Origin of the sequence: Aromatoleum anaerobium, from assembly GCF_012910705.2 — a bacterium.
Lineage (GTDB): Bacteria > Pseudomonadota > Gammaproteobacteria > Burkholderiales > Rhodocyclaceae > Aromatoleum > Aromatoleum anaerobium.
Map to the genome: position 1 here is coordinate 184,400 of NZ_WTVG02000035.1, position 26,854 is coordinate 211,253.

General features: G+C 66.0%; 20 protein-coding genes, 1 CRISPR repeat array and 1 riboswitch (1 of these 22 only partly in view). Of the genes, 13 read left to right on the forward strand and 7 right to left on the reverse strand.

The genetic code is table 11. The annotated features are described in order from the left end of the window. A CRISPR array of direct repeats spans window positions 1–1,995; the repeat unit is 29 nt; unit sequence GTGTTCCCCACGCCCGTGGGGATGAACCG (it extends 2,629 nt beyond the left edge of the window). 114 nt (window positions 1,996–2,109) lie between these two features. The 4 genes from GO606_RS22075 to GO606_RS04075 all read left to right on the forward strand — a co-directional run bounded on the left by GO606_RS22075 (window position 2,110) and on the right by GO606_RS04075 (window position 6,386). After that, window positions 2,110–2,298: a type I-F CRISPR-associated protein Csy1 gene (locus GO606_RS22075; protein ID WP_169119301.1), complete on the forward strand. Its 189-nt coding sequence runs from the start codon at window positions 2,110–2,112 to the stop codon at window positions 2,296–2,298. Next, entirely contained in the window at window positions 2,298–2,528 is a 231-nt protein-coding gene (locus GO606_RS04065; protein WP_169119284.1) for a type I-F CRISPR-associated protein Csy2, read from the forward strand. Before GO606_RS22075 ends, GO606_RS04065 begins: the two co-directional genes overlap by 1 nt. A 31-nt stretch (window positions 2,529–2,559) precedes the next feature. Further along, window positions 2,560–5,622: an EAL domain-containing protein gene (locus GO606_RS04070; RefSeq protein WP_246979351.1), complete on the forward strand. Its 3,063-nt coding sequence runs from the start codon at window positions 2,560–2,562 to the stop codon at window positions 5,620–5,622. A gap of 74 nt (window positions 5,623–5,696) precedes the next feature. Further along, window positions 5,697–6,386: an N-acetylmuramoyl-L-alanine amidase family protein gene (locus GO606_RS04075; RefSeq protein WP_169119285.1), complete on the forward strand. Its 690-nt coding sequence runs from the start codon at window positions 5,697–5,699 to the stop codon at window positions 6,384–6,386. Window positions 6,387–6,428: 42 nt separating this feature from the next. Here the strand turns inward: GO606_RS04075 and GO606_RS04080 are convergent, their stop codons facing one another. After that, window positions 6,429–8,054 carry a peptide chain release factor 3 gene (locus GO606_RS04080; protein WP_169119286.1) on the reverse strand — a complete coding sequence of 542 codons (1,626 nt, stop codon included), beginning with the start codon at window positions 8,052–8,054 and terminating at the stop codon, window positions 6,429–6,431. A gap of 161 nt (window positions 8,055–8,215) precedes the next feature. Here GO606_RS04080 and GO606_RS04085 point away from each other — a divergent pair, with 161 nt between their 5' ends. After that, the gene (locus GO606_RS04085) at window positions 8,216–9,751 is read left to right on the forward strand and encodes a Fic family protein (protein WP_169119287.1); all 1,536 of its coding nucleotides are present in this window, start codon (window positions 8,216–8,218) and stop codon (window positions 9,749–9,751) included. 146 nt (window positions 9,752–9,897) lie between these two features. Continuing rightward, entirely contained in the window at window positions 9,898–10,155 is a 258-nt protein-coding gene (locus GO606_RS04090) for a hypothetical protein (protein WP_169119288.1), read from the forward strand. 100 nt (window positions 10,156–10,255) lie between these two features. On the opposite strand, the gene GO606_RS04095 is transcribed toward GO606_RS04090, so the two are convergent. Further along, window positions 10,256–11,020 (reverse strand): TerC family protein, encoded by a 765-nt coding sequence (locus GO606_RS04095; RefSeq protein WP_169119289.1) that lies wholly within the window; start codon window positions 11,018–11,020, stop codon window positions 10,256–10,258. Between the two features lie 132 nt (window positions 11,021–11,152). Continuing rightward, the gene (locus GO606_RS04100) at window positions 11,153–11,377 is read right to left on the reverse strand and encodes a glycine zipper 2TM domain-containing protein (RefSeq protein WP_169119290.1); all 225 of its coding nucleotides are present in this window, start codon (window positions 11,375–11,377) and stop codon (window positions 11,153–11,155) included. 357 nt (window positions 11,378–11,734) lie between these two features. Here GO606_RS04100 and GO606_RS04105 point away from each other — a divergent pair, with 357 nt between their 5' ends. The 4 genes from GO606_RS04105 to GO606_RS04120 all read left to right on the forward strand — a co-directional run bounded on the left by GO606_RS04105 (window position 11,735) and on the right by GO606_RS04120 (window position 16,603). Continuing rightward, window positions 11,735–13,747 (forward strand): TonB-dependent receptor plug domain-containing protein, encoded by a 2,013-nt coding sequence (locus GO606_RS04105; protein ID WP_169119291.1) that lies wholly within the window; start codon window positions 11,735–11,737, stop codon window positions 13,745–13,747. Window positions 13,748–13,755: 8 nt separating this feature from the next. Next, the gene (locus tag GO606_RS04110; RefSeq protein WP_169119292.1) at window positions 13,756–14,358 is read left to right on the forward strand and encodes a DOMON-like domain-containing protein; all 603 of its coding nucleotides are present in this window, start codon (window positions 13,756–13,758) and stop codon (window positions 14,356–14,358) included. Further along, window positions 14,355–15,575 (forward strand): exo-beta-N-acetylmuramidase NamZ family protein, encoded by a 1,221-nt coding sequence (locus GO606_RS04115; protein ID WP_169119293.1) that lies wholly within the window; start codon window positions 14,355–14,357, stop codon window positions 15,573–15,575. Before GO606_RS04110 ends, GO606_RS04115 begins: the two co-directional genes overlap by 4 nt. A gap of 86 nt (window positions 15,576–15,661) precedes the next feature. Further along, the gene (locus tag GO606_RS04120) at window positions 15,662–16,603 is read left to right on the forward strand and encodes a ribose-phosphate diphosphokinase (RefSeq protein WP_169119294.1); all 942 of its coding nucleotides are present in this window, start codon (window positions 15,662–15,664) and stop codon (window positions 16,601–16,603) included. Between the two features lie 56 nt (window positions 16,604–16,659). Here the strand turns inward: GO606_RS04120 and GO606_RS04125 are convergent, their stop codons facing one another. Beyond that, complete coding sequence (locus GO606_RS04125) at window positions 16,660–17,136, reverse strand: hypothetical protein (protein WP_169119295.1); 477 nt, start codon at window positions 17,134–17,136, stop codon at window positions 16,660–16,662. 383 nt (window positions 17,137–17,519) lie between these two features. On the opposite strand from GO606_RS04125, the gene GO606_RS04130 reads away from it, so the two are divergent. Both GO606_RS04130 and GO606_RS04135 read left to right on the forward strand, forming a co-directional pair. After that, window positions 17,520–18,776: an HD-GYP domain-containing protein gene (locus GO606_RS04130; RefSeq protein WP_169119296.1), complete on the forward strand. Its 1,257-nt coding sequence runs from the start codon at window positions 17,520–17,522 to the stop codon at window positions 18,774–18,776. Window positions 18,777–18,981: 205 nt separating this feature from the next. Next, window positions 18,982–19,272 carry a PepSY domain-containing protein gene (locus GO606_RS04135; RefSeq protein WP_169119297.1) on the forward strand — a complete coding sequence of 97 codons (291 nt, stop codon included), beginning with the start codon at window positions 18,982–18,984 and terminating at the stop codon, window positions 19,270–19,272. Between the two features lie 320 nt (window positions 19,273–19,592). On the opposite strand, the gene GO606_RS04140 is transcribed toward GO606_RS04135, so the two are convergent. Next, window positions 19,593–20,612, reverse strand: a complete 1,020-nt coding sequence (locus GO606_RS04140) for an asparaginase (RefSeq protein WP_169119298.1) — start codon at window positions 20,610–20,612, stop codon at window positions 19,593–19,595. Between the two features lie 16 nt (window positions 20,613–20,628). After that, the gene (gene metH, locus GO606_RS04145; RefSeq protein WP_169119299.1) at window positions 20,629–24,459 is read right to left on the reverse strand and encodes a methionine synthase; all 3,831 of its coding nucleotides are present in this window, start codon (window positions 24,457–24,459) and stop codon (window positions 20,629–20,631) included. An 87-nt stretch (window positions 24,460–24,546) separates the two neighbouring features. Beyond that, window positions 24,547–24,628, reverse strand: a riboswitch (S-adenosyl-L-homocysteine riboswitch). Between the two features lie 321 nt (window positions 24,629–24,949). Between metH and GO606_RS04150 the strand changes: the two genes are divergently transcribed. Next, window positions 24,950–25,357, forward strand: coding sequence for a hypothetical protein (locus tag GO606_RS04150; RefSeq protein ID WP_169119300.1), 408 nt, complete (start codon window positions 24,950–24,952; stop codon window positions 25,355–25,357). Window positions 25,358–25,445: 88 nt separating this feature from the next. On the opposite strand, the gene GO606_RS04155 is transcribed toward GO606_RS04150, so the two are convergent. Next, the gene (locus GO606_RS04155; RefSeq protein WP_169120923.1) at window positions 25,446–26,744 is read right to left on the reverse strand and encodes an IS1182 family transposase; all 1,299 of its coding nucleotides are present in this window, start codon (window positions 26,742–26,744) and stop codon (window positions 25,446–25,448) included. Window positions 26,745–26,854: the final 110 nt, after the last annotated feature.

Here is a 26,854-nt window from a genome sequence, read left to right on the forward strand (position 1 = left end):
TCGTGTTCCCCACGCCCGTGGGGATGAACCGCGCGGCGACTCGCGCGACAAGACCCGCGAAGCGTGTTCCCCACGCCCGTGGGGATGAACCGCGGGCGACGTCCTGAACTGGATGATTTGCCTGGTGTTCCCCACGCCCGTGGGGATGAACCCGTGAGAAGCGGCCGTCTGCTGTACGAAGCGGACGTGTTCCCCACGCCCGTGGGGATGAACCGCCGGTTGAGTGCGAGTGCATGTCGACTGCCGGCGTGTTCCCCACGCCCGTGGGGATGAACCGACGGAATCGTCGTCAATATGGCGATCGGCACGGTGTTCCCCACGCCCGTGGGGATGAACCGCAGGCGCAGCGACTGCCCCTCCTGCACGATAAAGTGTTCCCCACGCCCGTGGGGATGAACCGGAATAGTAGGCGTTGATCTCGCTCGCGCGCAGGTGTTCCCCACGCCCGTGGGGATGAACCGAAGTGGCTGATCAACATCAGCGCATCCGTGTCCGTGTTCCCCACGCCCGTGGGGATGAACCGGACGCGTGGCGCGAACTGCTTGCGACGATCACGTGTTCCCCACGCCCGTGGGGATGAACCGCACGAAAGAGCGACCCATTGGCGGTCGCATACAGTGTTCCCCACGCCCGTGGGGATGAACCGATGGGGCGCGCCATCTCACACCCCCTGCAGCAGTGTTCCCCACGCCCGTGGGGATGAACCGGGATATGGCTGGAGGCCTGCTTTATCGCAACGGTGTTCCCCACGCCCGTGGGGATGAACCGGTTTTGCCGCAGAACACGCGCACGCCGGAGAAGTGTTCCCCACGCCCGTGGGGATGAACCGCCGATAGCCTGCTCGCGTTCTACGACGCAAACGTGTTCCCCACGCCCGTGGGGATGAACCCCACCAAGTCGCAATAGCCGCCTTTGAGCAGTTCGTGTTCCCCACGCCCGTGGGGATGAACCGGGTCGCCGGCGAGCTCGACGACCGGCGCCTCTGGTGTTCCCCACGCCCGTGGGAATGAACCGGCGACGAGCGGGCGGGGTGAGCCGCTCGGGAGGTGTTCCCCACGCCCGTGGGGATGAACCGGCGCTTCACTCACCTTCGGCGGGGCTTTTTCGGTGTTCCCCACGCCCGTGGGGATGAACCGGTCGGCCGCCAGAAGACGCTGGCCGACCAGGTGTGTTCCCCACGCCCGTGGGGATGAACCGCCTGCTCTACATCATGGGTTGCGAGCCGGCAAGTGTTCCCCACGCCCGTGGGGATGAACCGACCATCACCGGCGCGACGCAGGCCAACCCCGTCGTGTTCCCCACGCCCGTGGGGATGAACCGTTCAACACGCCGCTTCCGGTGATATCGACAGCGGTGTTCCCCACGACCGTGGGGATGAACCGAAAAAATCGGCCTGCTGTCGGCAGCGTACGTAGTGTTCCCCACGCCCGTGGGGATGAACCGACTTTTTTGGGCAACTGCTCGAAGGTGCGCAGGTGTTCCCCACGCCCGTGGGGATGAACCGTCGCCATCAGCGATGGCGAGGGCGGCTACGACGTGTTCCCCACGCCCGTGGGGATGAACCGTTCGACGTCACGGGCATCGCGGACGGCGCTGCGTGTTCCCCACGCCCGTGGGGATGAACCGGCGCCGGAGGGCTACATCCGGCGCTCGCTCTGGTGTTCCCCACGCCCGTGGGGATGAACCGAGCGTTTTGCCGTCGCTCATCGTCGGGCCGAGGGTGTTCCCCACGCCCGTGGGGATGAACCGGCCACGCCGTTGATGTTTTTCGAGGCGTTCGGCGTGTTCCCCACGCCCGTGGGGATGAACCGTCGCTGTGGGCCGGCAACCCGACCGGAAACGCGTGTTCCCCACGCCCGTGGGGATGAACCGCTCGTGCATCCGCACACCCTGAGGCACAGCTTCGTGTTCCCCACGCCCGTGGGGATGAACCGCATGGGCCGTGACTGACGCCCGGAGCGCGCCAGTGTTCCCCACGCCCGTGGGGATGAACCGACGACACCCGCCGCTGGCCGATCGACACCTACCTACGGAGCAAGACCTGACAAGCTCGCGCCCGACGAACACACGTGCGAAGACCTGATCGTGCAGTGCGCGATTCACGCCTGACTGGAAGATACCGCCCGCAGCGTCGCTCAGATCCAGGCCGTCATCCACACCCTCAAATCCATCCACTTCGACACACGCGGCACCGATCTGCTTCGCGCGCGTGATTCGCTCGGCCGGCTCCGCATGGTGAACGCCGAACTGGGACAACCGCTGCCGCGTGGAGATATCGAGGGGCGTGAGGCGACGTGATGAGCATATTTCCTGAAAGCCAAGGCCTGCTTGTGCTTCCCTGTCTGCGCACGCAGAACGCCAATGCGATTTCCAGCCCCCTCACGCGCGGCTTCCCACCGCAAGCCTGCCGGCCAGCAAGGGAATTTCCGCTGCGGACGACGTTCGAATTGCGCGAGGGATGGTGCTTCTTCCGAATCGTCGGCGGGCCATCAGTCTCATCGAAGGGCAGCTTCAAGCGGCCGGGGTGACACCGTGAGAAAAGCAATTCAGGGAAGTTCGTTGTCTCACCCGGAGAACAATCCCCAGGTCAAGGCCGCATGGGAGAAGCTCCTGAGCGGGCAATTCCGTGGCACGACCCGCGCGCTGCGCCCGGCGATCGACGATTCGTGGCGGCGCTGCCTCATCGGGCAGGTGGATCCCGGGGGCGGTGGGGCGCGGCCGGCGGTGGAGCGCGGCGAACTGGAGGCATTGCGCAACCGGAATGAACGCCTGATCTCGGCCAGCGCTCCCTTCATGATCCAGGCCCGGGAATTTCTCGCCCACACCGGCACGGTGATGATCCTCACCGACCCTGAGGGCACGATCCTCGACGTGGAAGGCGACGCGCACCTGCGGGACCCGATCCAGCGCGCGGGGCTGGTCCCGGGCCACAACTGGCACGAGTCGAGCATGGGCACCAATGCCATCGGCACCGCGCTGGCCCTCGGGCAGCCGATCCAGGTCCATGCGTCCGAGCACTTCTGTGAAGAGGTCCAAAGGTGGACCTGCGCCGCCGCCGTGATCCGCGACCCGGTGGACGCGTCAATCCTCGGCGTGCTCGACCTTTCCGGCCTCCGGCACGATTACAGCCAGCACAGCCTGCCGCTGATCGCCACCACCGCGAACAGCATCGAAGCCCGCCTGGCGCAGATGGAACTGGAGCGGCGCTTCCAGTTGCTGGAGGCAGCGGTGCAGCGGCTGTCCGCGGCCGACGGCGTGATCGTCTTCGATACCCGCGGCCGGCTGGTCAAGGTCAACGAGCGCGCCGCGCCGGCGCTGGCCGCATGGGGAGTCACGCTGAGTACGGACACCCGCATTCCAGTCGGCAGCGGACTGTCCGGGGTGGCCTCGCCGCAACTGCCGGACTGGGTCCTCGCCAGTCGCATCGAGCCCGTCTTCCGCGGCGTCGGACTGCTCGGATTCGTCGTCTCCATCCCGCTGCCCGCGGTCTTGCCGCAAACGCCGGACAACGTCCCGGCCGAAACCGCGCCGGTGCCGGCAAGGGAGTCGGGCGGCCGGCAAGCGATGCTGGCGACGATGATCGACCAGACGGCCTCGCTGGTTTCCCTCAAGGACCTGGACGGCCGCTACGAATTCGTGAACCGCCGCTTCGAAGAGGTGTTCGGCATGAAATCCGCTGACATCGTGGGTCGGACCGATGCGCAGCTGTTCGAGCGGGAGCAGGCCCGGCAGATGCGCGCGCGGGATCTCGAGGCCGTCGAGCGGACTGTCCACAGCGAATCGACGGACGAGATCGACCTCGGCCACCGTCGGGTCCGCCTCGCCGCGGTGCGCTTTCCGATCTTCGACGAAGCCGGTCGGGTCACGGCGCTGTGCACGCAGGCGACCGAACTCGGCCGACCCGGCCTGCAGGGCCCGGCGCCGAGCGCGGCCGATGCGATGGAGCGTGCCGACGAAGGGGTCATGATCACCGATGCGCGGGGCGTGATCCTGACCGTCAACGCCGCCTTCACGCGGATCACCGGCTACAGCCTGCAGGACGTCGCGGGCAAGCTTCCCAGCATCCTGCAGTCCGGGCTCCATTCGCAGGAGTTCTACGAAAGCTTGTGGCTCAGCCTGGCCGAGCACGGCCGCTGGCAGGGGGAGATCCAGAACCGGCGCAAGAGCGGCGAGATTTTTCCGGAGTGGCTGACGATCTATGCGGTGAAAAGCGCCGACGGCGAAGTGCAAAGCTACGTCGGCATTTTCGGCGACAGCAGCGCGTTGCAGACCTCACAGCGGCGCATCGAGTTCATGACCACGCACGACGGGCTGACCGGCCTGCCCAACCGCAATCTGCTGATGGACCGCCTGTCGGACTGCATCGCCGACGCCCGCCGGCGGCGCGACAGCCTCGCGGTCATGCTCATCGACCTGGACCACTTCAAAGGCATCAACGACTCGCTCGGCCACGACGTCGGCGACCTGCTGCTGCAGCAGGTCGCCGAGCGTCTGCGGCGCTGTCTGTGCGATGCCCACACGCTGGCCCGGGTCGGCGGCGACGAGTTCGCCGTCATCGTGCGCAGCCGCACGGTCGACGAGATCCGTCGCCTGGCGGCCCACACCCTCGAGTATCTGTCGGTGTCCTTCTGCATTCGGGGGCACGAACTGTGCGGCGCCGCCAGCATCGGGATCAGCCTCTTTCCCGAGGATGGCGACACCGCGACCAGCCTCCTGCAGAATGCCGACACCGCGCTGTACGAGGCCAAGGCGCAGGGCCGCAATCGCTTCCGCTTCTTCGCCGCGGCGATGCAGGCCATGGTGCAGCAGCGCATGACGCTGGAAACCGGCCTGCGGACGGCAATCGACAACGACCGCTTCGAGATCGTCTATCAGCCGCAGAACGCGCTGGCCGGCGGCGAGCTGGTGGGCGCCGAAGCCCTGTTGCGCTGGCGCGACCCGGTCCTCGGCGAGATCCCGCCGGGGCGCTTCATTCCCGCGGCGGAGGAAGCCGGGCTGATCGTCACGCTGAGCGAGCACGTGCTGACCAAGGTGCTGAGCCGCATTGCCCTGTGGCGCCGTCAGGGTTTCGTGCCGCCCCGGATCTCGATCAACATCGTCGCTCAGCAGCTGCGCGAACCGCATTTCGTCGAACACCTGTGCGAACTGCTCGAAAGCCGCGGCGTGCCGCCCGCAGCGATCTGTCTCGAGCTGACCGAAGGGACGCTGATGGAAGACCTGGACGGCGCCAGCCAGATGCTGTCCCGACTCACCGAGCGCGGCATCGCCGTCAGCATCGACGATTTCGGCACCGGCTATTCTTCTCTCGCCTATCTCGGCCGTCTGCCGATCCACGAACTCAAGGTGGACCAGAGCTTCGTGCGAGGCATCGCCAGCGAGGCCAGCAAGCGTTCGATCATTGCCGCGATCATCGACATGGCGCACGCGCTGGGGATGCAGGTGCTCGCCGAAGGCATCGAGACCGAAGACCAGCTGGCGTTCCTCAAGGAGCGGCACTGCGAAATGGGGCAGGGCTACCTCTTCCATCGCCCCCTCAGCGCCGAAGCCTTCGAGCGGCTGTTCGTACCCTGCGGCGGGCTGCCGCCCTGCGCGGCGGCGCCGGCTGCCCGCGTCGTCTCGTGACCGCGTTCATCGGTGTGCCGCGGCGCCCGCAAGCGCTTCGATGGGCGCCTCGATTCGGGCCTGCTTGCGGCCTGATGGCTATCGCCGCAGTGGCGCTCCCCCTTGCCGCGCATGCCGGGCCCGGACGCGCCCCGCTCGTCGCCGTCGACGTCGGCCACACGCTCGCCGCGCCGGGTGCGATCAGCGCACGCGGCCGCGCCGAGTTCGACTTCAACCGCGACCTCGCGCTGCAAGTGGTCGCGGCGCTCGCCCGGCTGAACGTCCGGACCGAACTCGTGAACCCGGACGGCGCGATCGAATCGCTCGCGGCGCGGCCGGCGCAGGTGCCGGCCGCAGACTTCTTGCTGTCGATCCATCATGATTCGGTCGGCGAGCGGGAGCTCGAGCACTGGCAGCCGGATGGCGAGACGCACAGCTACAGCGACCGCTGGGCGGGGCATTCGCTGTTCGTGTCGCGGCGCAATCCGGATCCGGGGCACAGCGTGCTGTGCGCGGTGGCGATCGGGGCGCGGCTGCAGCGGGCGGGTTTCGTGCCGACGCAGAAGAACGGCCGCCAGCGGGAATACGCCGACCGGCCCCATGCCGTGCATTTCTACGACAACCTGGTCGTGCTGTACCGCGCGCGGCAGCCGGCGCTGCTGTTCGAAGCCGGAGTCATCAAGCACCGCGATGAGGAGCTGCTGCTGCGCGACCCGCGGCGCCAGGCGCTGATGGCCGGCGAAATCGCGACCGGTATCGCGGCATGCCTCGCCGCGGGGCGCTGACGGCAGTCGCGGTGCGGCGCGCTTTCCGGCGCGCCGCGGCTTTCAGCTCAGCTTCTCGCCGTGTTCCCGCGTCGCGTGGAAGCCGACTTTCGGCCACTTTTCCATCGTCACTTCGAGGTTGTAGCGGCTCGTCGCCAGATACACCGGATTGCCGTCGACATCCTTGCCGACGCGCATGCCCTGTTCGCGCTCGAAGTTGCGGCGCGTGACTTCGTCCGGGAAGGTCAGCCAGCGCGCGGTGTGGATGTCGGCGGACTCGAAGACCGCGTCGACCTTGTATTCGTCCTTGAGGCGCTGCGCGACGACTTCGAACTGCAGCTGGCCGACCGCGCCGAGCAGCATGTTGCCGCCTTCCTGCTCGAACACCTGAATCGCCCCTTCCTCGCCGAGCTCCTGCAGGCCTTTCTGCAATTGCTTGGACTTCAGCGGGTCGCGCAGGCGCGTGGCACTGAAGAGTTCCGGCGAGAAATACGGGATGCCCTTGTAGCCGAGGTTTTCGCCTTCGGTCAATGTGTCGCCGATGTGCAGCTGGCCATGGTTGTGGATGCCGATGATGTCGCCGGCGACGCCGTCTTCCATCAGCACGCGCTCGTTGGCCATGAAGGTCAGCGCGTTGGCGAGCTTCATCTCGCGCCCCATGCGCACGTGCTTCACTTTCATGCCGGAGCTGTAGCGGCCCGAGCAGATGCGGAAGAACGCGATGCGGTCGCGGTGCTTCGGGTCCATGTTGGCCTGGATCTTGAACACGAAACCGGTGAAGGGTGCTTCGGCCGGCATCACGAGGCGGGTGTCCGCCGCATTGACGCCAGCCGCCGTGACGCCTGCCACTCGCGGCTGGGGCGGCGGCGCCCAGTCGAGCAGCGCCTGCAGGATCTCCTGCACGCCGAAGTTGTTGATGCCGGAGCCGAAGAACACCGGCGTCTGCTTGCCGGCGAGGAAGTCGCCGAGCGAGAACGGGTGCGAGGCGCCCTGAATCAGCTCGACTTCCTCGCGCAGCTTGCCGACTTCGAGCGGGAACAGCTCGTCGAGCTGCGCGTTCGCGATGCCCTTGATGACTTCGGCCTCGCTGCGCTTTTCCTCGCCGGGAGCGAAGCGCAGCACGCGGTCTTCGAGCAGGTGATAGACGCCGCGGAATGTCTTGCCCATGCCGATCGGCCACGTGATCGGCGCACAATCGATCTTCAGCACCTCCTCGATCTCCTGCAGCAGATCGAAGCTCTCGCGCACTTCGCGGTCCATCTTGTTGACGAAAGTGATGATCGGCGTGTTGCGCAGCCGGCACACTTCGAGCAGCTTGATCGTCTGCGCCTCGACGCCTTTCGCCGCGTCGATGACCATCACCGCCGCGTCGACCGCGGTCAGCACGCGGTAGGTGTCTTCCGAGAAGTCCTGGTGGCCAGGCGTGTCGAGCAGGTTGATGGTGTGCCCGGCGTAATCGAACTGCATCACCGAGCTGCTCACCGAGATGCCGCGCTGCTTTTCGACTTCCATCCAGTCGGAGGTCGCGTGGCGCGCGCTCTTCCTCGCCTTGACGGTGCCGGCAAGCTGGATTGCGCCGCCGAACAGCAGCAGCTTCTCGGTCAGCGTGGTCTTGCCGGCGTCGGGGTGGGAGATGATGCCGAACGTTCTTCTTCGCTTGACTTCATCTGCGATTGGACCATTCGACATCAGCAAACCCTTCCCCATATGTACGCAGCCATGTACGCAATCCTTTCGGATGCGTCCCCGAGTGACATAACATGATAACCTAAAAATTGCGTGACAGAAAAACCTAGATGCGATAAAACATAAAAACCTATAAACCGCAAGACAGGATATCCTGGAAACACATGGCCACTCCTTCAGACAAGCTTGCCCAGTCTCTCGCGGCGCTCAAGAGCTTCCAGGACGCCGGGGTTGTTGCCATCCGCGCAACGAACCTGACCCGCGTCCATCGCGAGCGCCTGCTGAAGAACGGATTCATCCGGGAAGTCATGAAGGGTTGGTACATCCCCGTCCGCCCCGACGGATCGGCGGGCGAGACTACCGACTGGTACGCTTCCTTCTGGCCGTTCTGCGGTGCCTATCTCTCGGAGCGGTTCGGGGACGAATGGTGCCTCGGCGCGGAACACTCGCTGGCGCTTCATACCGGCCACTGGACGGTTCCCCGGCAGTTGCTTGTTCGGGCGTCCAGGGGCGGGAACAAGCCCACGGGCCTACTGCACGGTACGTCGATCTTCGATGTGCGGCTGGAAGTTCCGGCGGCAGGCGATACGGAAGTCATCGATGGAATGCGCGTCATGCGGCTGCCCGCAGCGCTGATCGTGTGCTCGCCGGGACATTTTGCATCCCACCCTGTCGAGATGCGCGCGGCGCTCGCCATGGTCGCGGATGCCTCGGACGTTCTCACTCGTTTGCTTGCGGGAGGTCATAGCAGCATTGCCGGACGCTTGGCCGGGGCCTTCCGCAACATCGGGCGCGCCCGGATGGCGGACATGATCACCGAAACCATGCGGGCCGCTGGTTACACGATCAGCGAGACGGACCCGTTCAATGACCGTCCCCCTGTCGCGATCGGCACGCGGCAAACCTCTCCCGCCGTCAACCGGCTCCGCATGACATGGGGGCTAATGCGCGAGGACGTGCTGGCCCGCTTCCCGAAGCCGCCCGGCCTTCCCTCTGACGTTGCCGGGTATCTGCGCAGAGTCGAGGACGCCTATGCAGCGGACGCCTATAACTCGCTCTCCATCGAGGGCTACAGAGTCAGCGCCGATCTTATCGAGCGCGTGCGTTCGGGCGACTGGAATCCTGAGGATGCGCGTGACCGCGAACATCGCGACGCGCTGGCTGCGCGCGGCTACTGGCAAGCGTTCCAGCAAGTCAAGAAAAGTGTAGGCCGCATCCTTGCCGGCAAGAATGCGGGCGATGTCGCGCAGGACGATCACGGTGCCTGGTACAGAGAACTATTCGGCCCGAGCATTGTGGCCGGGATACTGAAGCCCGCGGACCTCGCGGGATACCGCAACGGGCCTGTCTATATTCGGCAGTCGATGCATGTCCCGCCACGCAGCGAGGCGGTACGCGAACTGATGCCCGCACTCTTCGATCAACTGCGCGAAGAGAGCGAGCCTGCGGTACGGGTTGTTCTCGGGCATTTCTTCTTCGTCTATATCCATCCGTATTTCGACGGGAACGGGCGTATGGGGCGCTTCCTGATGAACGCGATGATGGCCTCGGGCGGCTATCCGTGGACCGTCATACCTCTGGCAGAGCGCGCCCGCTATATGGCTGCGCTCGAAACTGCGAGTGTCCATCAGGACATCAAGCCCTTTGCGGCGTTCCTTGCTGAACTCGTGAAGCGGCGCAAGAACGAAGCGCAGCGATGACGAAGGGTTCCGATCGCCTGCCCTGCGAATCGCGGGAGGCCGGGACAAGCCCAATTCTATCAAGTAATTACCGGAGCGCAGCAGATTGGCGCGGGCGGGCGGAAATCTGCGATGATGCGGTCCTCCCGCAATTCGACGATATCGTCATGCCCCGAGCCACTCCAACGCTGCGCCAGCGCAAGATCTTCGCCCTCACCCGCATCCTCGCCGGCCTCGTCGCCGCGTGCTATCTCGGCTACGTCGTCGTCGCCAATCTCGCCGCCGGGCTGCCGTTCGACCGCACGCTGCTGTTCACGGCGCTGGTCTCGGTCGCGGGATTCGCGTATGCGGCGTGGTATCTGCGCGACCTGTCGGCCGTCGCCCGCGAGGAGCGCGAACAGCGCGGCGCGAACGACTCGCGGTAACGGCGCCACGTCGCCGCCGCGCCGGCTGTGCGGCGGTCTCTCCCAAGGCACGCCCCGCGCCGCAGATGGACTCCGGAGCGCGGGATTGCCGCCGCTTCGCTCAGGCCCGCTCCCCCGCCTTGTCGGCAACATACGGCTCGTGCAGCACCACCGGCTTCGCCGCCCGCTTGCGCATGCGGATGTTGAGCATCTCGACGACGACCGAGAACGCCATCGCCGAGTAGATGTAGCCTTTCGGCACGTGGTGGCCGAAGCCTTCGGCGATCAGCACGACGCCGACGACCATCAGGAACGACAGCGCGAGCATCTTCACCGTCGGGTGCGCCGAGACGAATTCGCTGATCGGCCCGGAGGCGACCATCATCAGCCCGACCGACGCGACGACCGCCGCGACCATCACGGCGAGGTTGTTCACCATGCCGATCGCGGTGATGATCGAGTCGAGCGAGAACACCAGGTCGATGACGATGATCTGCGTGATGATCGCGGCGAACGTCGCCTTGACCGCGCTCGACGCTTCGCCCTCCTCGCCTTCCATCAGCTGGTGGATCTCGCCGGTGCTCTTCCACACGAGGAACAGGCCGCCGAGCAACAGGATCAGGTCGCGCGCCGAGAAACCGTGCCCGAACAGCTCGAACAGTGCCCTGTTCAGGCCGGCGAGCCAGGCGAGGAGCGACAGCAGCGCGAGGCGCATGAACATCGCGAGGAACAGGCCGAGCCGCCGGGCGAAGGCGCGCCGCTCGGGCGGCAGCTTGTCGACGAGGATCGAGATGAAGATGATGTTGTCGATCCCGAGCACCAGCTCGAGAACGGTGAGGGTGAGGAAAGCGACTATCAGCTGCGGGTCGGTCAGGAGTTCGATCATGGCGTGTCATGCGGATGCGATGGCGCCCGACTATACAACACGTTGTCGTCAAAGATGCCAAACCGCGGGTTCCGGCGCCGGACACCCGCGGTTTGGCGACGCAACCGCGCCTTCGCGCGCGCTGCGAAAACCTCAAGGATGGCGCCGCTTGCCGATCTGGTCGCCGATCACGCCGCCGATCGCCGCACCCCCGACGGTACCGAGCACCCCGCCGTCACTCATGACTGCCCCGGCCGTGCCGCCGACACCCGCGCCGATCACGGCACTCCTTTCGCGCGACGACATGTTGTCCCACGTTGCACAACCGCTGGCGGCGATCGCCAGCACTATTGCCGAAACACCGGTCCGGATGTTCATGATGACCTCCTGACTGCAAAAGCAGGTTTTCCCGGCGGCGACGGTCGACCCGACTCGCGCCGCTCCTTTTTCGGACGAAACGCGGAAACACGGCGTTCCCGTTTTCCAGCCGCTTTTGTTACCAGAAATTCCGTGACTCACGCTCCGGCCGGCGGCATACAGCGACCCGGTGCGCCTCCGGGCACCGCGCGGGGTTCGATGCCGGAAATCAACATTTACATTATTCTTGCCACGTCGGACCACCTGCGCCTGCGCGACTGCGGATGGGGAGGCGGCCGCCAATACCTTCGACGTAGTAGAAGCGGTATCCTTCGCGCCGTGCTGCCACCGGCTGTGCAGCCCTCCGCCCCGACCACGATGACGATTTCCCGTACCGCCCGATCCCTGTGGGTGCCGTTCGCAAGTTGCGCAATCGCGACATGCGCGGGTGCCGGCGAAGTGCCGTATCTCGAAGAACTGCCCCGCGTGCTCAGCGCGTCGCGGCTGTCGCAGCCGCTGCACGAGGCGCCCGGCGCCGTCACGGTGATCGACCGCGAACTGCTCGCCGCCACCGGTTACCGCGACCTCGCGCGGGTGTTCCGGCTCGTCCCCGGCATGCAGGTCGGGCAGGAGCGCGGCCACGCCCAGTGGGTCACGTACCATGGACTGTCGAACGATTTCCCGACCGAGATGCAGGTGCTGATCGACGGGCGCTCGGTGATCACGCCGAGTGCGTTCGGCGGCGTCGACTGGAGCGCGCTGCCGCTGACCCTCGACGAAATCGACCGCATCGAGATCGTGCGCGGCACCAACGCGGCGAGCTTCGGCGCCAATGCGTTTCTCGGCGTCATCAATATCATCACGCGCCACAGCGCCGAAGGCGCAGGCACCCGCGGCGCGCTGCGCTTGGGCAGCGGCGGCGTGCGTGACGCCGAAGCGGGCTGGACGAGCAACGGCGGCTCGCCGGTTTCGCTGCGGATCAACGCCGCTTCGCAGCGCGACGACGGCTTTGACGGGCTGCACGACACGCGCCACATGGATATCGCCACGGTACGCGGCGACTGGCAACTGTCGTCGCAGGACAGCGTGATGCTGCGCGCCGGTGCGAGCGCCGGACTGCGCGGCGAGGGCTACGCGGATTCGGTGTTCGGCAACAATGGCCCGCGCAACGCGCGCAGCGAAACCACGACGCTGCACCTGAAGGGGCGCCACGGCGTCGACGACGGCGAGGAATGGCTGCTGAATTATTACCGCACCGACGAACATGTGCGGGACGAATGGATTGCGAGCGCGCCGGGCTACCCGCTCGTACCGCTCGACCGCAACCGGCACAGCGTGCGCAACCACCTCGAACTGCAGCATCGCAGCAGGCCGTCGCCGGCCATGCAGCTGGTGTGGGGCGCCGGGGCACGGCGCGACGAGGTCGACGCGCCGTTCCTGTTCTTCACCGGCAACCCCGCTCCGCAGCACCTGTATCGCCTGTTCGGCAACGCCGAATGGCGCCCGCTGCCGCAGCTGACGCTGAACCTCGGCGGCGCCCAGGAAAAGTATTCCACCGCGCCGGCGCATTTCAGCCCGCGCGCGTTCGCCAACTGGCAGGCGACCGACACCGACACGCTGCGCGGCGGCTATTCGCGCGCCTGGCGCCAGCACAATCTCTTCGAACGCCATGGCGACATCCGCGCCATCGACCCGGCCAGCGGAGAACTCCTCGCCCGCCCGTTCCTGCCGCATCGGGATCTGCGCCAGGCGCGCGTCGATACCGTCGAATTCGGTTACTTCGGCCGCTTCGCAACGTGGAACACGAAGCTCGACGTGCGCCTCTTCAACGAGCGCATCGACGATTTCGTGGTGCGCGTGCCGCAGCCCGAGCTGCTGCCGGCGCCGGTCCTCGCCGGCTTTCTCGGCTCGACACGCTACGAGAACCTCGACCGGCCGGTCACGCTGCGCGGCGTCGAATACCAGCTCGTCGCGCGGCCGCGTAGCGGAACCGAACTGCGTCTCGCGCACAGCCTCATCGACCGCGACGCCGGGGACCGCGGCCTCGAAGCCCGTGCGGCGCCCTACACCGCGAGCCTGAGCTGGCTGCAGGATTACGGCACGGGCTGGAAAAGCATGCTCAGCGTGCTGCGCATCGGGCCGCTCGCCGGCGGCGAGGGCTACGTGCCGCGCTTGCGCTACGTCGCCCGGTCCTATACGACGGTCGACGCAAACCTGAGCTACGAGACGCGACTCGGCGGAAAACCGCTGCGATTCGCGCTGAGCGCGCTGAACCTCGGGCCACGCCACCAGGAGATCGCGAACGGCAGCGAGCAGATGCTGCATGGCGGGCGCGTGGCCAATCCGGCAACGCGGCAGGTCTATCTCTCGATCGCGCTGGCGCTCGACTGACAGCCGCGATGAGCGTCGCCGGCGATTCCATTGCGCTGTTCCCCCATCCGCGAACGCCGTGCGCGGCAGTCCAAGCGCTCGATGTGCGGGTCGGCGTCGCGCCCGATGGCATGCTCGGCCTGCGCTACCGGCTGCAAGGCGACCTGGCGCGGCTGCGCATTCCGTCGCCGCGCCCCGCCGCCCGCGTCGACGGCCTGTGGGCGCACACGTGCTTCGAATTTTTCGTCGCCGCGGCCGGCACCGGGGCTTACCGCGAATTCAATTTTTCGCCGTCCGGCGAATGGGCGGCATATGCGTTTCGCGCCTACCGCGAGCGCGACGACGAGGTCGCGCCCGCGCTGGCGGCGGTCGCGCCGCGCATCGTCATGCACGCGGACGGCGGCCGGCTCGATCTCGACGTCCACGTTCACGCCGCCGCGTTGCCCGCAGGCAGCATCGACGGCCTGCAACTCGGGCTGACGGCGGTCATCGAAGACATCGACGGCGTGTGCTCGTACTGGGCGCTGCGCCATCCCGGCGCGGCCCCCGACTTTCACCTTCGCGGGGGCTTCGCACTCACGCTCGGACACGCCGCCGCGGCCATTCCGCGGCTGCGTCAAAGGACCCCATGAAACCCTCGATCCAGTTCGGCCTCGACCGCCTGCTCGACACCCCGGCGCTGCGCCGCCCGCTCGCCGGACGCCGTGTCGCGCTGCTCGCGCATCCCGCTTCCGTGACCCGCAGCCTCGTCCATTCGCTCGACGCGCTCGCCGCCCTGCCCGACCTGCAGCTGAGCGCCGCCTTCGGGCCGCAGCACGGGCTGCGCGGGGACAAGCAGGACAACATGGTCGAGTCGCCCGATTTCGTCGACCCGCTGCATCACATCCCGGTATTCAGCCTGTACGGCGAAGTGCGCCGGCCGACCGACGCGATGATGGACAGCTTCGACGTGCTGCTCGTCGACCTGCAGGATCTGGGCTGCCGCATCTACACCTTCATCACGACGCTGCGCTACGTGCTCGAAGCCGCTGCCGAGCACGGCAAGACGGTGTGGGTACTCGATCGCCCGAATCCCGCCGGGCGGCCGGTCGAAGGCCTGCTGCTGCGCCCCGGCTGGGAAAGCTTCGTCGGCGCCGGGCCGCTGCCGATGCGCCACGGCCTGACGATCGGCGAGCTCGCGCGCTGGTTCATCACGACGCTGCGGCTCGACGTCGACTGCGAGGTCGTCACGATGCAAGGCTGGGAGCCCGACGCCGCGCCTGGCTTCGGCTGGCCGGCGGGCGAGCGCAGCTGGGTCAACCCGAGCCCGAACGCGCCGAGCCTGTCGATGGCGCGCGCGTATGCCGGCACCGTGATGCTCGAAGGCACGACGCTGTCCGAAGGCCGCGGCACGACGCGCCCGCTCGAACTCTTCGGCGCGCCGGACATCGACGCCCGCGCGCTGCGGGCCGGCATGCGCGCGCTCGCGCCCGACTGGCTCGCCGGCTGCGTGCTGCGCGAATGCTGGTTCGAGCCGACCTTCCACAAGCACGCCGGCCGCCTGTGCAGCGGCCTGCAGATCCACGTCGACGACCCGGCACACTATGACCACGCCGCGTTCCGCCCGTGGCGCCTGCAGGCGCTCGCGTTCAAGGTGCTGCGCCTGCTGTGGCCCGACTACCCGCTATGGCGCGACTTCGCGTACGAATACGAGCACGACCGCCTCGCGATCGACCTGATCAACGGCAGCGAACTGCTGCGCGACTGGGTCGACGATCCGGGCGCGACCCCGGCGGACCTCGAAGCGCTGGCGCAGCCGGACGAAGCCGCGTGGCAACAGGAGCGCGAAGCGTTTGTGCTGTACCGCTGACGGCGGCTCGCAGGTTTGTTGCACAATTTTTGCGGCGCGAGCCGAAAAGCCTACAATCCGCGCGTCAGCTTCCAGCGAGAAACGCGATGAACGACGCCCTCCGCATTTTCGCCTGCAACTCGAACCGCGCACTCGCCGGGGAAATCTGCGAGCACCTCGGCATGCGCCTGAGCCCCGTCGACATCTCGCGTTTTTCGAACGACAACCTGCGCGTCCAGATCCTCGACAACGTGCGCGAACGCGACGTCTTCGTCGTGCAGTCGTTCACCGAGCCGGTCAGCGACCACATCATGGAACTGCTGATCACGCTCGACGCCTTGCGCAGCGCCTCGGCGCGGCGGGTGACCGCGGTGATCCCGTATTATTCGTATGCGCGTTCGGACAAGAAAGACGCGCCGCGCATCTCGATCACCGGCCGGCTGATCGCCGACATGCTCGCGACCGCCGGCGCGAACCGCGTGCTGACGATGGATCTGCACGCCGACCAGGTGCACGGCTTCTTCAGCGTGCCGGTCGATCACCTCACCGCGATCCCGACGATCGCCGAGCATTTCCGTCAGCACTACGACCTGTCGCGGATGGTCGCGGTCGCGACCGACGCCGGCGGCGCGAAACGCGTCGGCCGCTTCTCGGAGCGGCTCGGCATCCCGATGGCGATCATCGACAAACGCCGCGTCAGCGACACCGACGTCAAGCAGGGCCGCGTCGTCGGCGAGGTCGCCGGGCTCGATGCGGTGATCTTCGAGGACGAGATCTCGACCGGCGGCACGCTGCTGGCGACGATCGACACGCTGCGCGCGGCCGGCGCACGTTCGATCCACGCCGGCGCAGTGCACGCGGTGCTGTGCGGACCGGCGATCGAGCGGCTGCGCAATGCGCCGATCGAATCGATCGTCGTCACCGACACCGTGCATGTGCCGCCGGCCAAGCGGCTCGACAAGATCACGCAGCTGACCGTCGCGCCGTTGTTCGCGGCGGCGATCGAACGGATTCATACGGGCGAGAGCGTCGGCGCGCTGTTCAGCTAGGGAAACGGCCGCGATCGACCGGTAGCGCCCGTCCCGCCCGGCACCAACCGCAGCCATCAAGGCACGACCTTGATCGGCGTCCAGCCGGCATGGTCGAATTGGCGACCGTAGTTATCCAGCGCGGCGATGATGTAACTGACGCCGTGGGTGCGCTGGTTCTCGGCCGTCCTCGCGGTGACCCGGTCGATGCCGCTCGATAATTCCCCCAGGAGGTCGTGCAATACCGCGTCTGCCGCAGGCTCGAGTTTGCAGTTTTTCACAATATATGCCATTTGCGTTTCGATCGCCTGGCCCAGGGCATTATAGTGTTCCTCGCCGAATTGGTCTGCCCGAATCCGCGGGAGGCTCTGTTCGACGATTGCCCGAATATTCAGCATGCCTTGCTGGAGAGCCGTGTCAGTTTGCCATTTGACGTCGGCCTGCATCGGCGGTACTTGATCGTTTGCAGCGACTGCTCCCGTGGTGACGCCGGCAATCCCAGTCAGCGCGAGCGCGCAGGCGATGGCCAGTTTTCTTGCAGATTTCGCGTTCATTTCCTGTCTCCTTTCTGTTGTCACTGAAGGCCGTCCCGCAATTCGGGCCAGCCTCGAAGCGGTCTGGGATGAAACGAGGGAGCCGGCGGCCGCAAACCGACTCCCCATTCCTTTCTTTACGGGGAGTTCATGACGTTCTCCAGTTACCGTGGAATCAGGTTTGAACGTTACGCGGGTCGAGCTGAATGCAAAATGAACGGTGAGCACCGCTACGTACGCAGGCTTCATGCGCCTTCGCGCGCTGCGGCGGGCCGCGATCCAATAAGCCGCACGTGTGGAAGTCGGCAAGAATTCAGGACGACGCGCAGCGCTCGAAAAACCGGGATCTTTGGCCAGTACCGTCTCCGGTCGGGCTACGTGTAGTCACTCGTTGGGAGCAGCACATGAACTCGTTCAACAAGCGAACCGCGGTACGGATTGCGGTCGTCAGCGCGCTGCTCGCTGCGCTGGTCAGTCCGGTCGCGTGGTTCGTCGCGTATAAAGGTGCCGAGGACGGAACGGTATGGCTGGCAATCGACGAGTCACGCCGCCTTCTGCATCATTTCGGCGCTATTACGCTGACCGGCCCGGAGGCTGGGGACAACGCCCGCAAGGCCGCGAGTGCTCTTGCCGGGGGACTGTTCGACATCGCCGAAATCTATGACGGGCAAGGAGTAAAGCTCGCCCAGGCAATGACCGAGGAGGGCGAAGCGGTTGAACAACAGCTGCCCTCGCACGTACGTCCCGCTTACCGTGCCGGCTTTCATGAGAGCTTCAGACTTGAAGACAGGCGTTGGGTGTTGCGAGTTTTTGTCCCGCTGCGAGGAGCCGCCGAGGCGGATCGGATCACGGGATACTTCGAAGGGGTTCGCGTCGTCCCCGCGTGGCAGCGCGAACAGATGCGCACGAATGCGCTCAACGCAGCCCTGATGGTCGGATTCGCCTCACTGCTGTGCGGCACCGCAATTTATCCCGTCGTCGTACGCTTGTCCGCCGACAACGAGCGCAAGGCCCGCGAAATCCTTGATTCACACCTGTCGATGATGGAAGCGCTCGGGCGTGCCGTCGCGATGCGGGATTCCGATACCGGCGCCCACAATTTTCGCGTTGCGTGGCTTGCTGCGCGCATCGGCGAACGTCTCGGCCTGCGCGGCAGAGCGATGCAGTCGTTGATCGTCGGCAGTTTTCTGCACGACGTCGGCAAGATCAGCATTCCCGATGCGATTCTGCTCAAACCGGGCAAGCTCGACGCCGAAGAGAGCAAAATCATGCATACGCACGTCGCGCATGGCGAGGAAATTGTTTCCGGCATCGGGTGGCTCGAGGACGCGAATGCGGTGGTCGCGGCCCATCACGAAAAGTGGGACGGCTCGGGTTACCCGCGCAAACTGTCGGGCGACGAAATCCCGCTTGCCGCCCGCATATTTGCCGTGGCGGACGTCTTCGATGCGCTCAGCTCGAAACGACCCTACAAAGAGCCAATGGGCTTCGAGACCACGATGTCGATCCTGGAGGCGGACACCGGGAGCCATTTCGACGCGCATGTGATGGCCGCCTTCCGCCCGATTGCCCGCGAAGTGTTCAACCGCCTGGGCCAGTGTAACGAGGAGGATGTCCGGCGCCTGCTGGAAGAGCGGGTTCGGTTTCATTTCGGCGTTTAAGACCGGAAGCGAGAAAAACTGACCGTCCTCTAAAACTGCGACCGCGGCGTCCGTACGCCAACGTTGCCTCATGCCTTCGTGGTGCACAGCTCCGTCGTGCAGATTTCGTTCGCCGCCGATCTTCACGCCGCGCCGTTCAGCATGGATTCATGTCTGTTTCCACAGAATGTGTTCCATGCCATCCCGGCATGAAAGGAGAACAGCCATGAAACTTCACCATCTCATCGTCGCCGCTTCCAGCGTGCTGATTGGCACCACCGCTTTCGCCGGCCCGGCCTGCACCGAAACCCCGGAAAGCAGCTGGATGCCGCAAACGACCATGCTCCGCAAGCTCGTCGACGCCGGGTACACGCTCGAGCGCTTCCAGGTCACCAAGGGGAATTGCTACGAGCTATACGGCACGGACAAGGACGGCAACAAGGTCGAGATCTACCACAACCCGGTCGACGGCAGTGTCGTCGAGTCGAAGACGAAGACGAAGACGAAGAAGTCTTGAGCCGAGGCCGGGGAAATCGGCATCACGCCCTTCCTCGCCTGGCTCGACGCGCTTCGGGCAAGTCCCGCCGCAGCGCCGGTCGCCGACCTGCACTACTGCACCCGCGCCGGCGCCGACGATCCTTTCGTCGGGCGACTGGAAACGCTGTGCCGAGACATGCCATCGGTCACGCTGCATGTTCACGACACCGCTCGGCATGGCGCGCGGATGCCGCGGTATTGCTCGCGGGTCAGCGCGTCGTTGCCGAGTCGCCCGTTGGCGGCGTAGCCCCGGAAGTCCTTGCGCACCTGCGTTGAACGGAAAAGGGCTCGAAATACGCGTCAACCGAGCCGGAAGACCGGCATCAGCCGGCCCGTCACGACGCCCGCGTGATTGCGGATTTCAGCGTCGCGCCATTGCAGCAGGGGTCTGGGGTCGGGCGGCAGCAGGCCGAGCTGCTCGAGCACCGCGTAGGTTGCGACCCGTACCGCCCGCGGGGCGCCGTCCGCGATCTTGAGCGCGATGCCGATGCCGCGGCTTGCGATGCCGAGCGCCTGCACCCCTTCGGCGCCGCCCTTCGCGACCCGATCTCCCGGGGCGCCCTGCATCAGGATCAGGTCACCGCGCCGTTCACCCGACACCATCCCGGGGTGAGCGGTCATCGCATTGAAAAGCGTGCCGAGATCGGCTGCCGGGCCGGCGTCTTCACCGGGCGCTGCGAGCCGCGCATAGGCGTACGCGAGCCGTGCAAGCGGAAGCGCGTAATTCGGCGCGCCGCAGCCGTCCGTGCCGGCGACGAACTCGTTCTCGCCGCAATCGAGAAACCCGGCGAGCGCGCGCCGGATGGCTTGCTGTAGCGGGTGGTCCGCGTCGAGATAGGTCTCGCATGGCTCGTCGTGCAGGCGGCACCACGCGAGAAAACCGGCGTGCTTGCCGGAGCAGTTGTGATGCAGCGGCGTCGCCGGCAGGGCGGGCGGAACGGGAATGCCGCTCGCAGCGTAAAAAAGCGGCGCATGCGAACCGCACTGCAGGTCGCGCTCGCTGCAGCCGACCCGCGCGAGCATGTCGGCGACGGCCGCGACGTGGCGCGGCTCGCCGGAGTGGCTCGCGCACATCAGTGCGATCTGTTCCGGCGAGAAGCCGAAGCGGCCCGGGCCACCGTCGGCGACGAAGGGAAGCGCTTGGAACGGCTTCAGCGTCGAGCGCGTGAACACCGGGAAATCGACGTCGCCGGCACTGCAGACGAGGCTGCCCGTCGCGCTCGCGACTGCGATCGAGCCGTAATGCACGGACTCGACCGCAGCGCCCCGGGTCGCGACGACGAGCGGCACGTGCCGCGGAAGCGGTGTCGTTTCGTTCATCGAGGCGACACGGAGCTCACAGCAGCGGCGCGAGCCAGCGCGCGGCGGCGTCGACCGTCATGCCGGTGCGCCGTGCCCAGTCCTCGAGCTGGTCGCGGCCGATCTTCGAAATCGCGAAATAGCGGGCGTCGGGGTGCGCGAAATAGAAGCCGCTGACGGAGGCCGCCGGGCTCATCGCGAAGGATTCGGTCAGCGTCATGCCGGCGTTCCGCGGCGCATCGAGCAGCTCGAACAGCGCCGCCTTGACGGTGTGGTCCGGGCACGCCGGGTAGCCGGGCGCCGGGCGGATGCCGCGGTATTGCTCGCGGATCAGCGCGTCGTTGTCGAGCGCCTCGTCGGCGGCATAGCCCCAGAACTCCCTGCGCACGCGCGCGTGCAGCCATTCGGCGCAGGCTTCGGCGAGCCGGTCGGCGAGGCTTTTGAGCATGATTGCGTGATAGTCGTCGTGCACGGCGTGGAAGTCGGCGAGCCTCTTCTCGATGCCGATGCCGGCGGTGACCGCGAACGCGCCGGCGTAATCGGCGACGCCCGAATCCTTCGGCGCGACAAAGTCCGCGAGGCAGTAATGCGGCTTGTCCGCCGGGCGTTCGTGCTGCTGGCGCAGGCCGTGCCACCTCATCAGCGCCGCCGAGCGCGTCTCGTCGCCGTAGAACGCGATGTCGTCGCCGAGGCTGTTCGCCGGGAACAGGCCGAACACCGCGCGCGCCTGCAACCAGCTTTCGGCGATGACGCGCTCGAGCAGCGCCCGGCCGTCGGCAAACACGCTGCGCGCGGTCTCGCCGACGACCTCGTCGTCGAGGATCTTCGGGTAGCTGCCGGCGAGGTCCCAGGTCTGGAAGAACGGCCCCCAGTCGATGAATGGGACAAGCTCGGCGAGCGGCACGTCGAGCGCGTGCACGCCGAACGTGTTCGGCTTCGGCGGCAGATAGCCCGCACCCGCCTTCGCTTCGCGGACTTCACCGGGCTCGTCGCCCGCCGCGGCGGGAACCGGAGAAATCGGGGACAGACCACGATTTCCCTTCAGGAAATCGTGGTCTGTCCCCGATTTCCTGATCCAGTCGGTGCGGAACGCGTTCGCGCGCGCCGCTTCGAGGCTGACGAGCTGCACACCCTTCTTGTTCGCATGTTGTGCGCGGATCCTGTCGTAGTCGGCAGCGAGCTGCGTCTTGAAGTCCGCGGCGCCGCCTTCGGACAGCAGCGCGGTGACGACGCCGACCGCGCGCGACGCGTCCGGCACATACACGACCGGCCCCTCGTAGTGCGGGGCGATCTTGATCGCGGTGTGCGCGCGGCTCGTCGTCGCCCCGCCGATCAGCAGCGGCAGCGCGGCGCCGTCGGCGAAACCCTGGCGCTGCATCTCGGCCGCGACGTGGCTCATCTCCTCGAGCGACGGCGTGATCAGGCCCGACAGGCCGATCGCCTGCGCGCCGTGTTCGCGCGCGGCATTGAGGATTTTCTCGGCCGGCACCATCACGCCGAGGTCGATGATTTCGTAGCCGTTGCAGCCGAGCACGACGCCGACGATGTTCTTGCCGATGTCGTGCACGTCGCCTTTCACGGTCGCGACAACGATGCGGCCTTTCGACGTCGCGCCGGTCCTGAGTTTCTCGGCTTCGATGTACGGGATCAGGTGCGCGACCGCCTGCTTCATCACGCGCGCGGATTTGACGACCTGCGGCAGGAACATCTTGCCCGCGCCGAAGAGGTCGCCGACGACGTTCATGCCCGCCATCAGCGGCCCTTCGATGACCGACAGCGGCGGGCGGCCTTCGGCTTCGAGCTTCGCGCGCACTTCCTCGGTGTCGGCGACGACGTAGTCGGTGATGCCCTTGACGAGCGCGTGCGACAGCCGTTCCTCGACCGGCAGCGTGCGCCACGCGAGGTCCGGGCCGGCGTTCTTCGCGCGGCCTTCCTTGACGCTCTGCGCCGCCTCGACGAGCGCCTCGCCGGCGCCCGCATGCCTGTTCAGCACGACGTCCTCGACCTTGTTGCGCAGCGCCGGATCGAGCTCGTCATAGACGCCCAATTGCCCGGCGTTGACGATGCCCATCGACAGGCCGGCCCGGATCGCGTGGTACAGGAACACCGTATGGATCACCTCCCTCACCGCGTCGTTGCCGCGGAAGCTGAAACTGACGTTCGACACGCCGCCGGAGGTCTTCGCGTACGGCAGGTTCGCCTTGATCCACGCGACCGCGTTGATGAAATCGACGGCGTAGTTGTCGTGCTCCTCGATGCCGGTCGCGATCGCGAAGATGTTCGGATCGAAGATGATGTCTTCGGGCGGAAAGCCGATGCCGGTCAGGAGGTCGTACGCGCGCTTGCAGATCCCGGTCTTGCGCACGAACGTGTCGGCCTGGCCCTGCTCGTCGAACGCCATGACGATGACCGCCGCGCCGTACTGGCGGCACAGCCGCGCCTGGCGCAGGAACTCGGCTTCGCCTTCCTTCATCGAGATCGAATTGACGACGCCCTTGCCCTGGATGCACTTCAGGCCCGCCTCGATGACGCTCCACTTCGACGAGTCGAGCATGATCGGCACGCGCGAGATGTCCGGCTCGGACGCGATCAGCTTGCAGAAGCGCTCCATCGCCGCGAGCGAATCGAGCATCGCCTCGTCCATGTTGATGTCGATGACCTGCGCGCCGTTGTCGACCTGCTGGCGCGCGACGGCGAGCGCGTCATCGAAACGGCCCTCCAAAATCATCCGCGCGAACGCTTTCGAGCCGGTGACGTTGGTGCGCTCGCCGACGTTCACGAACAGGCTGTCGGCGCCGACGTTGAACGGTTCCAGGCCGGACAGGCGCAGCTTCTTTTCGAGCACCGGCACCGCGCGCGGCGCGAGGCCGGAAACCGCGTCGGCGATGGCCTTGATATGCGCCGGCGTCGTGCCGCAGCAGCCGCCGACGATGTTGACGAGGCCGGACGACGCCCATTCGCGGATGTCGCGCGCGAGATGTTCCGGCGTCTCGTCGTAGCCGGTCGGCGACAGCGGGTTCGGCAGGCCGGCGTTTGGGTGCGCCGAGACGTGGGTGTCGCAGAGGTTCGACAGTTCCTCGACGTACTGGCGCAGCTCCTTCGCGCCGAGCGCGCAGTTCAGGCCGAACGAGATGGGCCGCGCGTGCGCGAGCGAGTTCCAGAACGCCTCCGCGGTCTGGCCCGACAGCGTGCGTCCCGACGCGTCGGTGATCGTGCCGGAAATCATCACCGGCACGCGGTTGCCCCCTTCGCGGACGCGTTCGGCGAACAGCTTCTCGACGGCGAAGATCGCCGCCTTCGCGTTCAGCGTGTCGAAGATCGTCTCGATCAGCAGCAGGTCCGCGCCGCCTTCGAGCAGCCCGCGCGCCGAGTCGTAATAGTCGTCGACGAGCGCCTCGAACGAGATGTTGCGAAAGCCCGGATCATTGACGTCGGGCGAGATCGACAGCGTGCGCGACGTCGGCCCGAGCACGCCGGCGCAGAAGCGCGGCTTGGCGGGGTTCTGCGCCGTGTACTCGTCGCACAGCTCGCGCACGAGGCGGCTGCCTGCGACGTTGATCTCGTACGCACAATCGCCAAGACCGTATTCGGCCTGCGACACGCGCGTGCCGTTGAAAGTGTTCGTTTCGATGATGTCCGCGCCGGCGTCGAGATAAGCGCGGTGGATGCCGGCGACAATGTCCGGGCGCGTCAGCACCAGCAGGTCGTTGTTGCCCTTCAGGTCCTTCGGGTGCGCCTTGAAACGTTCGCCGCGGTAGTCCGACTCGCCGAGCTTGTGCTGCTGGATCATCGTGCCCATCGCGCCATCGAGGATCAGGATGCGCTGGGCGAGGAGAGTGCGGAGTTCTTCGGTGCGGTCGGCTTGCATGGTTCTACCTCGGTCGTGCGGGTGGGTCACTGCGAAACACGCCGGGCAGACGCCGCAAAAGCAAACGGCGCGGCAAACCCGGCTGATGGTTTGCGAGCGCCGTTGTTCGGTTGCTGAGCCTGGCCCCGGGAATCACAATCCGTCGCGGGTCGCAGCGCTCCTCAGCAAGGAGGTGATTCTAGGGAATTTGCCGCAGCGTGCCAAGGCAGCTCATGGGCGGATGCCCCCTGACCGGTGGCCGCGTCGTCGATCCGGATCACGCCGGAAAGCGTTCATCTGTCGCTTGCCCCGCGATCAGCCGGAGGCGACGCGATTCGGCCTCCGGAGCGGCTGGTGGCTAGTCTTCCACGCCGCCACACAACTTGATCACGCGTTGAATTATTTTTCGCGTGAAAGGAATTCCTTCACGCCAATTTATATTGTATACAGTAGAATTGTTTAATTTCAACAAAAATGACGTCTGTCGAAAATAAAATATTTAAATATAAAAATGCAAAACAACCTCAGAATACTAGAAGCGTTTGCTTGTATGTTAGTTTATTTAATGATGCAGAATGCGACTTACGCTCAAGTCTCTCCCAAGTCGATCCCGACGGCATCTCAATATACAGCTCCTTACACACTACCTCTGACTGAAGAAGAGCTTGAGAATAGTTATCGGAAAGCTCTCATAATTGAAACAATTCGAAATCCATTTTCAGCAGCTCTCCGTGCTAGTGCAAATGAAATATCTGCTTCGGTGTATTGTATGATTGCATATATTGCAGAAAAATCAACACATTATGAGCGGTCGATTATCTTTTACAAGACAGCTGAAAGACTAAAGCGAGACGCTGGCGATCTCAGAGCTTGTGAATCTTTCGTTCACGCGACCCGCTGGTCACGCAAGCGGTTCTGACGCCGTGGCGCCGGGCGGGATATGTGTTTTGCATCGTTTGTGCCGCTATAGCCTGCTCATCTGACCAGTTTCCGCCGATTTTTCGCCCTCAAGCCCCGATTCCGGGGATTGTGGACGCACCTGTCCCTATCCCGAGCAACTCCGGCGCGAGGGCGGCCATGCGCATCAGGTTGTGCGCCAGGGCAAACATCAGCATCACGCACTTGACCTTGGCCAGCCCGCGCACCCGAAACTGCAGCAAGCCGCGGTTGCGCGCCTGCGCATTGACGCATTCGGCGGTGGCCGCGCGCCGCTTGTAGATGGCCTTGGCCTCGTCGGTGCCCATGCGCTGCCGCCAGTCCGCCACCGCAGCGCTGTCGCCGAGCTTGGGCTGGTGGGGATCGACCGTTTTGTCCTTGGGCGCGGGCACCGGGCCATACACGACCGTGTGCTCGGCGGCGCGCTCGATCTGTTCGTGGCCGACGAAGCCACCATCGACCAGCCAGGCGTCGGGCGCCTGGCCACAGCGCGCGGTGACCTGCTCGAGCATCGGCACCAGCTGCCCCTGGTCGCTGCCGACGGTGGCCACTTCGACGCCGACGATCACCAGACTGTCGGCATCCGAGGCCAGTTGCGGGTTGTAGGCGGGCCGAAAGCCGCCGTCGCCCATCTTCATCACCGTCGCCTCAGCATCGGTCATCGATGCGCGCGCCTCAGCCGCCTTCTTGCCTTGCCGCTGCTTGATCGCTTCGATCTCGGGCAGCCTTGAGAGCGCCTGCTCCAGCCGCGCTTCACGTTCCTTGGCCGCCCGCAGCCGCGCCGCTTGCCGTGCCCGTTCGGCCTGCGCCGGGTCGGCTTCGAGCTCGGCCTTGAGCCGGCTCACCTGCCCACGCGCCGCCTCCAGGTAAGCTTCGAGCTTCTCGTGCCGGCGGAACGAGCCCGCCCCGGCGCTCGCCCGCACCCGCATGCCATCCTGCGCCACCTGACGCAGCTTGACCACGCCAGCGGCCATCAGACTGGCGATGCTCACCGAGAGCAACTCGTCGAGCGCCTCGCCGTGGTCCTTGCGAAAGTCCGACAAGGTGTGGTGATTGACCTGAACGCCCCCGCACAACCAGCGGTAGGCATCGTGCGATTCGATCAGTCGCGACACTGCCCGCGCGCTGCCCACCCCGTCGAGGGTGGCGTACAGCCACAGCGCCAGCAAGATCTCGGGCGCGATCGCCGCCCGTCCCACGCCACCGTCGACCGCACGAATGCCCGCGTAGAACCGCGTCAGATCCTGCCGTTCGACATAGGCCCACACCAGCCGCGCCCGATGTCCTGCCGGCAGCAGCGACTCCAGGTCGCTCGCCCGAAACTCCATCTGCCCCCGGTTGGGCAACAACACCCGTGCTCGCGTCTTCATCAGCTGTGCAGTCCAGTTCCAATCTCAAGCAGCAATTATACTAAATGCATATATCATGCCGGAAATTTTCACAGCCTCTCAGACGTGCGCAATGATGATAAATAGCCAAC

Excerpts from the sequence above, each read along its gene's own strand:
- GO606_RS04065 (WP_169119284.1), top strand. The coding sequence starts at position 2,298 with ATGAGCATATTTCCTGAAAGCCAAGGCCTGCTTGTGCTTCCCTGTCTG.
- GO606_RS04075 (WP_169119285.1), top strand. The coding sequence starts at position 5,697 with ATGGCTATCGCCGCAGTGGCGCTCCCCCTTGCCGCGCATGCCGGGCCC.
- GO606_RS04080 (WP_169119286.1), bottom strand. The coding sequence starts at position 8,054 with ATGTCGAATGGTCCAATCGCAGATGAAGTCAAGCGAAGAAGAACGTTC.
- GO606_RS04085 (WP_169119287.1), top strand. The coding sequence starts at position 8,216 with ATGGCCACTCCTTCAGACAAGCTTGCCCAGTCTCTCGCGGCGCTCAAG.
- GO606_RS04090 (WP_169119288.1), top strand. The coding sequence starts at position 9,898 with ATGCCCCGAGCCACTCCAACGCTGCGCCAGCGCAAGATCTTCGCCCTC.
- GO606_RS04095 (WP_169119289.1), bottom strand. The coding sequence starts at position 11,020 with ATGATCGAACTCCTGACCGACCCGCAGCTGATAGTCGCTTTCCTCACC.
- GO606_RS04100 (WP_169119290.1), bottom strand. The coding sequence starts at position 11,377 with ATGAACATCCGGACCGGTGTTTCGGCAATAGTGCTGGCGATCGCCGCC.
- GO606_RS04105 (WP_169119291.1), top strand. The coding sequence starts at position 11,735 with ATGACGATTTCCCGTACCGCCCGATCCCTGTGGGTGCCGTTCGCAAGT.
- GO606_RS04110 (WP_169119292.1), top strand. The coding sequence starts at position 13,756 with ATGAGCGTCGCCGGCGATTCCATTGCGCTGTTCCCCCATCCGCGAACG.
- GO606_RS04115 (WP_169119293.1), top strand. The coding sequence starts at position 14,355 with ATGAAACCCTCGATCCAGTTCGGCCTCGACCGCCTGCTCGACACCCCG.
- GO606_RS04120 (WP_169119294.1), top strand. The coding sequence starts at position 15,662 with ATGAACGACGCCCTCCGCATTTTCGCCTGCAACTCGAACCGCGCACTC.
- GO606_RS04125 (WP_169119295.1), bottom strand. The coding sequence starts at position 17,136 with ATGAACGCGAAATCTGCAAGAAAACTGGCCATCGCCTGCGCGCTCGCG.
- GO606_RS04130 (WP_169119296.1), top strand. The coding sequence starts at position 17,520 with ATGAACTCGTTCAACAAGCGAACCGCGGTACGGATTGCGGTCGTCAGC.
- GO606_RS04135 (WP_169119297.1), top strand. The coding sequence starts at position 18,982 with ATGAAACTTCACCATCTCATCGTCGCCGCTTCCAGCGTGCTGATTGGC.
- GO606_RS04140 (WP_169119298.1), bottom strand. The coding sequence starts at position 20,612 with ATGAACGAAACGACACCGCTTCCGCGGCACGTGCCGCTCGTCGTCGCG.
- metH (WP_169119299.1), bottom strand. The coding sequence starts at position 24,459 with ATGCAAGCCGACCGCACCGAAGAACTCCGCACTCTCCTCGCCCAGCGC.
- GO606_RS04150 (WP_169119300.1), top strand. The coding sequence starts at position 24,950 with ATGCAAAACAACCTCAGAATACTAGAAGCGTTTGCTTGTATGTTAGTT.
- GO606_RS04155 (WP_169120923.1), bottom strand. The coding sequence starts at position 26,744 with ATGAAGACGCGAGCACGGGTGTTGTTGCCCAACCGGGGGCAGATGGAG.